Below are 12,016 nucleotides of genomic sequence, written 5' to 3' on the forward strand. Positions count from 1 at the left end.
CATGTGTCCGGTCCGTACAGGGCGTTTGCCAAAAGTGACCCGCTGTAAGAGCGGAACCCTAAGCAGCCGTTACCTAAATAACGGATATGTACTCAAAACAACAACCGCGAAAAATCACAACACTCCACCGCCAATTGCGCCACATTCTGGTTCAACCCAAACTGCCGATCCCCCCGATGCAACGCCACATACCCCACCCGGGGCAAGGCCGGCTCCGTCACCAACGCCCGCAACTCCCCACGCTCGATCAAATGGGACAAACACCCCTTGGGCAAATAACTCACCCCCACCCCCGACAGCGCCAACCCCACCTGCACCAACAGGTTATGACTGGTCAACTTACGCGGCATCTGCACATCATGCGCCGCGAGCCAGCGCTCATAGATCAGCCCCGTCCCGGAGTGCGCCCCCTGCGTCAACACCGTGTACCCCGCCAACACCTCCAGCCCCACCGGGTCAGGCTCACTGACCAACCAGGGCGCACACATCCAGGCGTTTTCCACACTGCCCAATGGCGTGCTCAAAAACCGTGAATCGCTGTAAGCGTCCGGCACGATCACCAAGTCCATCTCATCACTCTCAAGCTTGCGGAACAGCTCACTGCTCAACTCCACCGAAGGCTCGATCTGCACTTTGGGATAGGCCTCGCGCAATGCCTCCACCAACGCCGGCAACCAGGTAAAGGCCGTCAGTTCCGTGACGCCCAGGCGAAACCGGCGCACCAGCACTTCACGGGTACTCACCCGCTCCAGCAAGTAGTCACGACGCTCCAGCAGGTCCTTTGCGTAGTCGAGCAGCTCGGCGCCTTTTTCCGTCAACCGCGCATTGCGTTTGCTGCGGTCGAAAATCTCGACATCGAAGGTTTCTTCCAACTCCTGGATGCGCTTGGAAATCGCCGACTGCGACATGTTCAGCTTGTTCGCCGCCGCCTCAAAACTGCCCAACTCGGCAATCCAGTACAACGCGTCGATTTGCTTGAACGTGATCATCAGCCACCTCCCATGAGAAAAAGCGATCCTATCAGATAATAAAATATCGCTAAAACTGTATGTTCATCGCTCCTAAGATCTAGCCACAACCCCATAAGATCAATCGGAGTTACAGCCATGTCCTTGCCCGGTTCCCGCATCCTCCCCAACCCGCCACTGGCTTGCGCCGAGGTGCTTGAAGCCTTTGCCCAGGTGGTCACCCCGCACATCAGCGACAACCTCGGCCGGCACATTGGCGCCCGCGGGCTGAACCGCTACAACCGTACCGGCAAGCTGGTGGGCACCGCACTCACCGTGAAGACCCGGCCCGGCGACAATCTGCTGATCTACAAAGCCATCAGCATGCTGGAGCCAGGCCATGTGCTGGTGGTAGATGCGCAAGGGGACACTAACAACGCGGTGATCGGAGAGCTGATCAAGCTCTATGCCCAGCAACGCGGCTGCGTAGGGTTTGTGATTGATGGCGCGATTCGGGATGTCGCGAGCTTCGAGGATACGCCCTGCTACGCCCGCAGCGTGGTGCATTGCGGCCCTTACAAGACCGGCCCGGGCGAGGTGAACGTGCCGGTGTCCATCGGCGGCATGTTGATCAACCCGGGGGATGTGCTGGTGGGCGATGAAGACGGCCTGGTCGCCTTCTCCCAGGCCGACGCCGCCGAGGTGCTGCGCAAGGCCGCCCAACACGCGGCCCATGAGGAACAAGTCAAAGCCGAAATCGCCACCGGCACGGTGCGCCAGAGCTGGATGGACAAGGTCTTGCAACAGGCCGGTCTGGCGGACTGAAGGGGATCATCATGAGCACTGCATTTCTGTCCGATCGGGTGCTGGGCATCGCGCCCTCCCCGAGCATCGCCGCCAACGCCCTGGTCAGCGAACTGCGCGCCCAGGGCCGGGACATCGTCAACTTCACCGTGGGCGAGCCGGATTTCGACACCCCGGCCCATATCCTCGAAGCCGCCAGCACCGCAATGCACAGCGGCGACACCCACTACACCGCCACCACCGGCACCCTCGCCCTGCGTAAGGCGATCTGCCTCAAGCTCAAGCGTGATAACCAGTTGGACTATGGGCTGGACGAAGTGGTCGCCGGCTGCGGTGGCAAGCACATCATTTATCACGCCCTGGCCGCGACCCTGAATCGCGGCGATGAAGTCATCGTGCACACGCCGTATTGGGTGTCGTACCCCGACATCGCGCGGCTGAATGACGCGACGCCGGTGATCATTACCGGCGACGAGTCACTGGGGTTCAAGCTGTCGCCGCAGGCCCTGGAACAGGCGATCACCCCGCGCAGCAAATGGGTGATCCTCAACAGCCCGAACAACCCCAGCGGCGCGGTGTACAACGAGGCCGAGCTGTTGGCCCTGGCCGAGGTGCTGCGGCGTCATCCCCATGTGTTGATCATGGCGGATGAAATCTATGAGCACTTCGTCTACGACGAGGCCCGGCATGTATCGCTGACCCGACTCGCACCGGACCTGAAGGCGCGCACGCTGATCGTCAACGGCGCCTCCAAGGGCTACGCCATGACCGGCTGGCGCCTGGGTTTTGGTGCCGGCCCGGCCTGGTTGGTCGCCGCCATTGCCAAGCTGCTTTCGCAAACCACCACGTGCCCCAGCTCCCTCAGCCAGGCCGCAGCGGTGGCCGCCTTTGCCGGCGACCAGGCGCCCATCGCCGGGATGCGCGAGGTGTACCGGCAACGCCGCGAACACATGCTGGGCCTGTTGACAGACATCCCCGGCGTGACCTTCACCCCACCCGACGGCGCGTTCTACGTGTTCGCCAACGTCGCCGGGCTGATGGGCAAAACCACCCCACACGGCGAACGGATCGACAGCGACACACAGCTGGCCGAGCACCTGCTGCGCGAGCACGGCCTGGCCACCGTAAGCGGCTCGGCGTACGGCATGTCGCCGTATATCCGCCTGTCGTTTGCCAGTTCGCTTGAAGTGATTGAAGCAGGTTGCCGTCGCCTGAATGAAGCGTGCCATCGACTGCGCTGACGGACTCCCGCCCCACCCTGCGGCCACGGATGGCCGCTCATTGACTGCCTAGAACAACACTCATAATCATTGATATAAATGAGGCATTCCCATGCACAAGCCCCGTATCGCGCTGGTCTGGCAAATCCTGATCGGTTTGCTCACCGGCATCGCCATTGGCGCCCTGCTGCACCGCTTCCCCGAATCCCGGCCGTGGCTGATTGAAAACCTGCTGCAACCGGCGGGCGATATCTTTATCAAGCTGATGAAGATGATCGTCGTGCCCATCGTGTTTTCCTGCATGGTGGTGGGCATTGCCGGGCACGGTGACGGCAAGTCCCTGGGGCGCATCGGGGTCAAATCCCTGAGCTATTTCTTCTGCATCACCACCCTGGCGATCATCGTCGGGCTGGTGATGGGCAACCTGCTCAAACCGGGCGCCGGCACCGAGCTGGCCAGCCTGCAAGCCACGGCGGTGACCCTGCCCACCAATAGCGCCGGCGGTGGCCACAGCCTGGGGCAGATCCTCGTCGGGATCATCCCCGACAACGTGATCAATGCGATGGCCCAAGGCAGTTTGCTGTCGGTGCTGTTCTTTGCGGTGATGTTCGGTCTTGGGGTGTCGCGCTTGCCGGCCGAGCGCAAGGACCCGGTGATTGGCGTGCTGCGCGGGGTGTCGGAGGCGATGTTCAAAGTGACGTCGATGATCATGGCCTACTCGCCTATCGGCGTGTTCGGGATGATCGCGGTCACCGTGGCCAACTTCGGTTTCAGCTCGCTGTTGCCGTTGGCCAAGTTGATTATGGTCAGCTACGTGTCGATCGCGTTCTTTGTGCTGGTGGTGCTCAACCTGGTGGCGCGCCTGTGCGGGATCAACCTGTTTGCGCTGATGCGGCACATCAAGGACGAACTGATCCTGGCGTTCTCCACGGCCAGCTCCGCGGCGGTGATGCCGCAACTGATGAAGAAGCTCGAGACCTACGGCGTGCCGCCTTCACTGGTGAGCTTTGTGGTGCCGGTGGGGTACTCGTTCAACCTGGACGGTGCGTCGCTGTTCCTGGGGATCGGCACGCTGTTCGTCGCGCAGCTGTATGGCATCGACCTGAGCCTTGGCGACCAGGCACTGTTGGTGGTGACCATGGTGCTGACGTCCAAGGGCGCGGCCGGGGTGCCGGGGTTCATGTTCGTGATCTTGTCGGCGACCCTGGCGAGCGCGGGCTTGCCGTTGGAGGGCATCGCCTTTATCGCCGGGGTGTATCGCCTGATGGAAATGCCGACCACCGCGTTGAACGTGCTGGGCAACGCCCTGGCACCGCTGGTGATCGCCAAGTGGGAGCGCCGTGACGGCGCCGCTGACACCTGTGGTGAGGGAGCTTGCTCCCGCTGGGCTGCGAAGCGGCCCCAAAACTTGCCCCCACGTTCTACCTGAAAGAATGCGGGATGCTTATTGGGGCTGCTGCGCAGCCCAGCGGGAGCAAGCTCCCTCGCCACAGCAAGCTCCCTCGCCACAGGGAGCGCTGGGGTCAGTCGAAATCCGACGCGTCATGACGCTCGCGCAGTTGCTCTGACGGCTCGCCCGACACGCGGTTGACCCGACGCCCACGCTGCACCGCCGGCCGCGCTTCGATGGCATCGGCCCAGCGCAGCACGTGCTTGTAATCCTGCACCGAGAGAAACTCACCGCCCTCATACAAGCGGCCTTTCACCAGGCCGCCGTACCACGGCCAGATCGCCATGTCGGCGATGGTGTATTCATCCCCGGCGATGTATTCGTGCTCGGCCAGTTGCTTGTCCAGCACGTCCAGCTGGCGCTTGGTTTCCATGGCGAAACGGTCGATGGCGTATTCGATCTTGGTCGGCGCGTAGGCATAGAAATGCCCGAAGCCACCGCCCAGGTAAGGCGCGCTGCCCATCTGCCAGAACAACCACGACAGGCACTCGGCACGGGCCGCAGGCTCGGTCGGCAGGAACGCACCGAACTTCTCGGCGAGGTACTGCAGGATCGCCCCGGATTCGAACACCCGAATCGGCTTGGGCCCGCTGCGGTCCAGCAAGGCGGGAATCTTCGAGTTGGGATTGACGCCCACGAAGCCGCTGCCGAACTGGTCCCCATCGCCGATCTTGATCAGCCATGCATCGTATTCCGCCCCCGTGTGCCCCAGGGCCAACAGCTCTTCCAGCAGGATCGTGACCTTCTGGCCGTTGGGCGTTGCCAACGAATACAGCTGCAACGGATGACGACCTACCGGCAATTCCTTGTCGTGGGTCGCACCGGCGATGGGCCGGTTGATGCTGGCGAAGGTGCCGCCGTTTTGGGTCTTCCAGGTCCAGACTTTTGGCGGTACGTAATCAGTCATGCCACTACTCCTTGGGTTCAATGTTCACTGCCACTCACTAAATAACTAACGGTAGGAGCGAGCTTGCTCGCGAAAAACTCGAGGGCGCCGTGTTCGTTCAGGGTGCCCGCGTTATCGTTGACCACCTTCGCGAGCACGCTCGCTCCTACAGGTTTTTTTGCGCCAGTTGGGCAATATTCCAGCCGCCACCCAATGCCTTGATCAGTCCTACGTTGGCGCTTAACTGTTGAGTCTGTAAATCCAGCACCGTTCGCTGCGCCTGCAACGACGCCACCTGCGCCGTCACCACATCCAGGTACGCCGCGCCGCCCTGGCGATAGCGTGCCAGGGACAAGTCCTCGGCGTACTGGGCGGCCGCGGCCGCGTCGCGCTGGTCCATCAGGGCGGTGTCGAGCCCGGAAATGATCGACAGGTTGTTCTCCACCTGCTCGAACGCGGTCAACACTACACCACGGTACTTGGCCGCGGCTTCATCGGTGGCCGCCCTGGCACTGTCCACCCCGGCCTGGCGCGCGCCGCCATCGAAGATTGTGCCCACCAGCGAGGGACCAATCGCCCAGAAAATGTTCGGCGCGCTCAGCAGATGCGCGAATTCATCACTCTGGTAACCGCCCTGGGCACTCAGGGTGAGGGCCGGGAACCAGGCGGCTTTCGCCACGCCGATGCGGGCATTGGCCGAGGCAATCCGGCGCTCAGCGGCAGCAATGTCCGGCCGACGCTGCAACAGCGTAGACGGTACACCGGTGGGCACGCTGGGCAAGGCAATATCCGCAACGCTGGGAGCAATCGCGTAGGTCGATGCCGATTCACCCAACATCGCCGCCATCGAATGTTCCAGCACCGCACGCTGCACCAGGTTCTGGCTCAGTTGGGATTTGACTGTGGACAATTGGGTGCGCGCCCGCGCCACGTCCAGGCCGGAAACGATGCCGCCGCCGTGCAGGCCTTCGGTGAGACTCAAGGCCTTGGCATAGGCGTCGCTGGTTTGTTGCAGCAACTGATCCTGGCGGTCGATGCCCCGCAGGCGGATGTAGCTGTCGGCCAACTGTGCCTGCAAGCTCAAACGCACCGAGGCCAGGTCAGCCTTGGCCGCCTGGGCGTCGCTGGTGCCGGCGGCGACGGTGTCGCGCACGCGGCCCCACAGGTCGACTTCATAGTCCACCTCCACACCCAGGGTGCCGGAATCGTAGACATTCGGCGGGCTGGCCGAACGCAATGGCCGGGTGTCCGACTGGCGAATGCGCTGGGCATTGCCAATCCCGGAGATCTTCGGAAACAGCCCCGACTGCGCCTGGGCCACGAACGCCTGGGCCTGGGAATAGTGCGCCAGGGCCGCACTCAGGTCCGGGTTGTTTTGCAGCAACTGCTGCTCCATCCCGTCCAGTTGCGGGTCCTTGTAGATGTGCCACCAACCGTCGCGGCTCGCTTGGTCATTCGGCGTACCGACGGTCCACGGCCCCTGGGTATGGAACTGCGCGGCGACGGGTACGTCCGGCACATCCAGCGGCGGCGCCAGGTGGCAGGCGCCCAGGCCCAGGGTCGCGACCAGTACCAGACAAGTGCGCTTAGCCATGGGGTTTGGCCTCTGGGGTATTGGCGGCCAGTTGCACCGAATCGTCGTCGGCCAGGCCGTCGGGCGGGGTGTCGATCACCCGGTCGGTGGCGGCGAGGCCGCTGCCGATTTCCACGCTGTCGCCGAAGTCACGGGCGATGGTCACGGTCTTGAAGTGCACATGATTGCTCCCGTCGAGGGTCGCCACGCGCATGCCCTTGTCATCGAACACCAGGGCGCTGGCAGGCAGGCGCAGTACGTCGGTCTGCACCGGCAAGGTGAACTGCACGCTGGTGTAGCCGCCCGGCAACAGGCGGCTGCCGGGGTTGTCCACCAGCAGTTGCACCAGGGTGCTGCCGGACGCGGCGTTCACCGCATCGGCGGTGGCGATCACCTTGGCGGTGAAGGCTTCACCGCGATATTCCGGCACGCTCAAACGGGCCACGGTGCCGACCTTGATCTGCGGCGCGGACGACTGTGGCACCTGCACATACACCCGCAAGCGGCTGACATCGGAGACCGCGAACAGCTCTTTGCCGCTGGCACCACCGGCACTGATCAACGCCCCCACGTCAGTGGAACGCGCGGTGACCACGCCGGCGAACGGCGCGGTCAGGCGCTGGAAGCCCTTGGTGGCCGTCAACTGGTCGACATTGGCCTTGGCCGCGACCACTTTGGCCTGCTTGGCGGTCAGGTCACCGGTGCGTTCATCCACGTCCTGGCGCGACACCGAGTCCGACGCAAGCATCGCCTGCCAGCGCTTGGCCGTGGTGTTGGCCAGCGACTCATCAGCCTGGGCCGAGGCCAGTACGGCGCGCGCTTGCAGCAGTTGTTGGTCGAGCTCCGGCGTGTCAATTTCAGCCAGCAGTTGCCCGGCCTTCACGTGGTCGCCGATGTCGACATTCCAGGTCTTGAGGTAGCCGTTGACCCGGGCAAAGATCGACGCCCGGGAGTACGCCTCAAGGCGCCCCGGCAGGTTCAGCACCGGGCCCTGGGGCTGCACGCTCGGGGTGATCAGGACCACACTGGGCAAGGCCTGGGTGTCAGTCCAGGTTTTCAGGTCGCGGGATTCGCTGGCGCGCACGCCGATACCGAACACCACCACGGCGACCAGGACCAGCAGCCCCAGCACCAGCCAGAGCAGGCCACGGGATTTACGGCGGGGTGAACCCGGATTGGAAATGGAAGTGGACATGTCAAACCCCTTGAGTGGCGGTGGTCGCAAGCGTGGCGTGCTGACGCCGCCCGTGCACAAGACTGAAAATCAGCGGAACCAGGAACAGCGTGGCAATGGTGGCGAAGGCCAGCCCGCCGATGACCGCACGGCCCAGCGGGGCGTTCTGTTCGCCGCCCTCCCCCAGGCTGAGGGCCATCGGCGCCATGCCGATGATCATCGAAATCGCGGTCATCAATACCGGGCGCAGGCGGGTAAAGCCGGCTTCCAGCGCCGCCTGCACCGCATCACCGTGCACCGCGAGCCGCTCACGGCAGAAACTCACCACGAGAATGGCGTTGGCGGTGGCCACGCCCATGCACATGATCGCCCCGGTCAAGGCCGGCACCGACAGCGGCGTGTGGGTGACAAACAGCATCCACACAATGCCCGCGAGCGCCGCCGGCAAGGCGGTGATGATCACGAACGGGTCAGCCCAGGACTGGAAGTTGACCACGATCAGCAAGTAGATCAGCACCACGGCACCGAGCAGGCCAAACAGCAGGCCGCTGAAGGCCGCGTTCATGGTTTGCACCTGGCCCTGCAACAACACCTTGGAACCGGTGGGCACCTCGCTGGCGTGGGCGGCGATGATCTTCTGGATATCGGCGGCGACGGCGCCGAGGTCGCGGCCCTGAATGGCGGTCAACACCTCAACCACCGGCTGGATATCCGACTGGGTCACCACCGAGTTGGCGTGGCTGCGCTCGATGGATGCCAGGCCGCCAAGGGTCTGGTCTTGCGCCGACCCCGGGCTGCCGCTCAACGGCAGGTTATGCAGGTCTGCCAGGGTGTCGAGGCCGTACTGCGGGGTTTGCATCACAATCGGGTAGGACACGCCGTTGGCCGGGTTGAGCCAGAACGTCGGCGCCACCTGGCTGGAACCCGCCAGGTTGACCACCAGGCTGTTGGTCACATCGCGCTCGTTCAGGCCCACCAGTTGGGCCTGGGTGCGGTCCACGTCGATCTTGAACGTGGGCAGTTGCCGCGACTGCTGGATCCGCGCATCCACCACACCCGGTACCCGGCGAATCTCCCGCAACAGCGTGCTGGCATAGGTGAAGTTGGCCGGCAGGTTATTCCCGGCAATTTGCACATCCACCGGCGCGGAAGAGCCGAAGTTGAGGATCTGCCCGACAATGTCCGACGCCGGGAACGAGAACACCGCACTCGGGAACTCACGGGGCAGTCGCTCACGCAGTTCGCGCATGTACTCGGCGGTGGGGCGATGGCCTTCTTTCAGGCTGATCTGGATATCGCTGTCCTGGGAACCCACGGTGCCGGTGTTGTTATAGGCCACGTTGATCCCGCTGATGGCCAGGCCGATGTTGTCGACAATGGCCGCCAACTCCTGCGGGTCGATCACTTTATGGACGGTGTTTTCGATCTGCGAGACCAGCCGCGCATTACTCTCCACCCGGGTACCGACCGGCGCCCGCACATGCAGCAGGATCTGGCCGGAGTCGACCTCAGGGAAGAAGTTGCGGCCCAGGAACGGCACCAGCGCAAACGACACGGCGACAAACGCCAGCATCGCGATCACCACGATACGACGGTGGTGTAACGCACTCTCCAGCGCCCCGTGGTAAACCCCGCGAAATGCCTCGAACTGGCGCTCGAAGCCGCGCTGGAATTTCACCAGCGGGTTGCTTGATGGCGCCACCACCGGTGTGCCGTCCTCATGGTGCTCGTGAGGTTTGAGCAGGTAATTGGCCAGGGTTGGCACCAGGGTTCGCGAGAGGATGAACGAGGCGATCATTGCAAAGATCACCGCTTCAGCCATCGGCACAAACAGGAAGCGCGCCACGCCCTCCAGGAAAAACATCGGCACAAACACAATGCAGATACACAGCAGGGACACGAACGCCGGCGTGACGATCTGCGCCGCGCCGTCGAGAATCGCCGTCTCCACCGGCTTGCCCTGTTCCAGGTGCCAGTTGATGTTTTCGATGGTCACCGTGGCATCGTCCACCAGAATCCCCACGGCCAATGCCAGGCCGCCGAGGGTCATGATGTTGAGGGTTTCGCCAAGGGCCGACAGCGTGGCGATCGACGACAGGATGGCCAGCGGGATCGACGTGGCAATGATCACCGTGGAGCGCCAACTGCCGAGGAACAGCAGGATCATCAGGCTGGTCAACGCCGCAGCAATGATCCCTTCACGGGCCACACCGCTGATGGCCGAACGCACGAACAGCGACTGGTCGCCGATCAGGTCGATATTCAAGTTGGGCGGCAGCGCGCCTTTGTTGTCGGCCAATTTGTCCTTGATGCCGGCGATCACCCCGAGGGTCGACGCCGAACCGGTCTTGAGCACCGGCAGCAGCACCGAACGGTTGCCGTTGACGTGCACGATGTTGGTTTGCGGCGGGTTGCCGTCCCGCACGGTGGCCACGTCACGAATCAACACCGTGGTGCCGTCGGCGGTCTTGATCGGCAGGTTTTCCAGGTCGTGGAAATCCGTCGGCGAGTTGTTCAGTTGCAGGTTGAACTCATAGCTGCCGATCTTTTGCGTGCCCACCGGGGTGATCAGGTTCTGAGTGGCCAGGGCGGTGGCCACATCTTGCGCCGAGAGGCCACGGGCCTGCATCCGGGCCGAATCGAGGTCGATCTGCACCTGGCGGGTCTTGCCGCCGAACGGGTATGGCAGCGCCGCACCGGGCACCGTGGTCAGCATCAGGCGCACGGTGTTCAGGCCCAGGTCACCGAGTTTCTGTTCGGTGAGGCCTTTGCCGGACAATGCCAACTGCACGATCGGCACCGTCGAGGCGCTGTAGTTGAGCACCAGCGGCGGCGTGGTACCAGGGGGCAGTTGACGCAGGATGGCCTGGGACACCGACGTCACTTGGGCGTTGGCCGTACTGATATTGACCCCTGGCTGGAAGTACACCTTGACGATGCCGAAGCCGTTCAACGACTGCGCCTCGATATGGCGGATGTCGTTGACCGTGGTGGTCAGCACGCGCTCGAAGGGCGACGTGATACGACCGGCCATCTGGTCCGGTGGCAAGCCGGTGTACTGCCAGATCACGGCAATCACGGGGATGCGAATTTCGGGGAAGATGTCGGTCGGGGTACGCCAGGCCGCGAGCGGGCCCACAATCATGATGAAAATAGCCAATACCAGGAAGGTATAGGGGCGCCGCAATGCGATGCGCACAAGGTTGAGCATAGGTGTGATCCAGACAGGAAGTTGATAACTGAAGGAGGTACCAAACAGCGCTTCCCTCCTGCCCCGCCCGTCTGTAATCCGGGCCAACTGCACTGACATCCGGTCAAAATAGAGGCATATGCCACGATATAGCGTTTAGTGGCATACGCAACTAATTTGTTGCAACGTGTGTCAATATTCATCTTGCCGGATTAACGTTCGGTTAACCCTCTAGCTGTAGCGAGTGATCAGCCTGTGAAATGCGCACCGCCTGCCCTGAATAGCCCCAGTACGTGTTCCAACGGAGCCGTGCGTCGTGCGTCCCGTCGCATGGCGCAGATCTATGACGAAGCGTTTGTGCCGTTTGGCCTGAAGGCTACCCAGTATTCGTTGATGAACCACATTGCCAATGGCGACGCGCCCAAGATGCGCGACCTGGCGCATTCGCTGGTGATGGACCTTTCGGCCCTGGGGCATACGCTCAAGCCGCTGGTGCGGGATGGGCTGGTGCTGTTGCAGGTGGACGAGCTGGATCGGCGCAGCCGGCGGGTGCTCTTGACCGACGCGGGGCAGCGTAAGTATGAGGAGGCGCGGGTGGTGTCTCGGCAAATGGCGGTGAGGTTTGATGAAGTGTTTGGTGCTGAGGCGGCTTGCGAGTTGCGCAAGGCCATGGATTTTATTGCGTCTGATGAATTTGCGCGGGCGTTGTTGGGTAAGGGGTGATTGGGGGCATATCCGTTATTTAGGTAACGGCCGCTATGGGTTCCGCCCT

At 62.9% G+C, this 12,016-nt stretch carries 9 protein-coding genes; 4 read left to right on the forward strand and 5 right to left on the reverse strand.

Annotation, left to right across the window (positions count from 1 at the left end; all coding sequences use genetic code 11):
* Window positions 1–92 precede the first annotated feature (92 nt).
* Window positions 93–989, reverse strand: coding sequence for a LysR family transcriptional regulator (locus tag HX855_RS31720; RefSeq protein ID WP_177088813.1), 897 nt, complete (start codon window positions 987–989; stop codon window positions 93–95).
* 117 nt (window positions 990–1,106) lie between these two features.
* Here HX855_RS31720 and HX855_RS31725 point away from each other — a divergent pair, with 117 nt between their 5' ends.
* The 3 genes from HX855_RS31725 to HX855_RS31735 all read left to right on the forward strand — a co-directional run bounded on the left by HX855_RS31725 (window position 1,107) and on the right by HX855_RS31735 (window position 4,400).
* Window positions 1,107–1,772 carry an RraA family protein gene (locus HX855_RS31725; RefSeq protein WP_177088812.1) on the forward strand — a complete coding sequence of 222 codons (666 nt, stop codon included), beginning with the start codon at window positions 1,107–1,109 and terminating at the stop codon, window positions 1,770–1,772.
* Window positions 1,773–1,783: 11 nt separating this feature from the next.
* Entirely contained in the window at window positions 1,784–2,992 is a 1,209-nt protein-coding gene (locus HX855_RS31730) for a pyridoxal phosphate-dependent aminotransferase (protein ID WP_177088811.1), read from the forward strand.
* A 91-nt stretch (window positions 2,993–3,083) separates the two neighbouring features.
* Complete coding sequence (locus HX855_RS31735) at window positions 3,084–4,400, forward strand: cation:dicarboxylate symporter family transporter (protein WP_177088810.1); 1,317 nt, start codon at window positions 3,084–3,086, stop codon at window positions 4,398–4,400.
* 94 nt (window positions 4,401–4,494) lie between these two features.
* On the opposite strand, the gene yghU is transcribed toward HX855_RS31735, so the two are convergent.
* The 4 genes from yghU to HX855_RS31755 form a co-directional block, all read right to left on the reverse strand.
* Window positions 4,495–5,328: a glutathione-dependent disulfide-bond oxidoreductase gene (gene yghU / locus HX855_RS31740; protein ID WP_177088809.1), complete on the reverse strand. Its 834-nt coding sequence runs from the start codon at window positions 5,326–5,328 to the stop codon at window positions 4,495–4,497.
* A 145-nt stretch (window positions 5,329–5,473) separates the two neighbouring features.
* Window positions 5,474–6,901 carry an efflux transporter outer membrane subunit gene (locus HX855_RS31745; protein WP_177088808.1) on the reverse strand — a complete coding sequence of 476 codons (1,428 nt, stop codon included), beginning with the start codon at window positions 6,899–6,901 and terminating at the stop codon, window positions 5,474–5,476.
* On the reverse strand, window positions 6,894–8,075 hold the full coding sequence (locus HX855_RS31750) for an efflux RND transporter periplasmic adaptor subunit (RefSeq protein WP_177088807.1): 1,182 nt from the start codon (window positions 8,073–8,075) through the stop codon (window positions 6,894–6,896). Before HX855_RS31750 ends, HX855_RS31745 begins: the two co-directional genes overlap by 8 nt.
* A 1-nt stretch (window position 8,076) precedes the next feature.
* The gene (locus HX855_RS31755; RefSeq protein WP_177088806.1) at window positions 8,077–11,265 is read right to left on the reverse strand and encodes an efflux RND transporter permease subunit; all 3,189 of its coding nucleotides are present in this window, start codon (window positions 11,263–11,265) and stop codon (window positions 8,077–8,079) included.
* 288 nt (window positions 11,266–11,553) lie between these two features.
* Here HX855_RS31755 and HX855_RS31760 point away from each other — a divergent pair, with 288 nt between their 5' ends.
* On the forward strand, window positions 11,554–11,967 hold the full coding sequence (locus HX855_RS31760) for a winged helix DNA-binding protein (protein ID WP_309139816.1): 414 nt from the start codon (window positions 11,554–11,556) through the stop codon (window positions 11,965–11,967).
* Window positions 11,968–12,016: the final 49 nt, after the last annotated feature.

The sequence above is a fragment of the Pseudomonas sp. IPO3778 genome, from assembly GCF_013386825.1.
GTDB lineage: Bacteria > Pseudomonadota > Gammaproteobacteria > Pseudomonadales > Pseudomonadaceae > Aquipseudomonas.

Coding starts and splice junctions, on each gene's coding strand:
- HX855_RS31720 (WP_177088813.1), bottom strand. CDS start 989: ATGATCACGTTCAAGCAAATCGACGCGTTGTACTGGATTGCCGAGTTG.
- HX855_RS31725 (WP_177088812.1), top strand. CDS start 1,107: ATGTCCTTGCCCGGTTCCCGCATCCTCCCCAACCCGCCACTGGCTTGC.
- HX855_RS31730 (WP_177088811.1), top strand. CDS start 1,784: ATGAGCACTGCATTTCTGTCCGATCGGGTGCTGGGCATCGCGCCCTCC.
- HX855_RS31735 (WP_177088810.1), top strand. CDS start 3,084: ATGCACAAGCCCCGTATCGCGCTGGTCTGGCAAATCCTGATCGGTTTG.
- yghU (WP_177088809.1), bottom strand. CDS start 5,328: ATGACTGATTACGTACCGCCAAAAGTCTGGACCTGGAAGACCCAAAAC.
- HX855_RS31745 (WP_177088808.1), bottom strand. CDS start 6,901: ATGGCTAAGCGCACTTGTCTGGTACTGGTCGCGACCCTGGGCCTGGGC.
- HX855_RS31750 (WP_177088807.1), bottom strand. CDS start 8,075: ATGTCCACTTCCATTTCCAATCCGGGTTCACCCCGCCGTAAATCCCGT.
- HX855_RS31755 (WP_177088806.1), bottom strand. CDS start 11,265: ATGCTCAACCTTGTGCGCATCGCATTGCGGCGCCCCTATACCTTCCTG.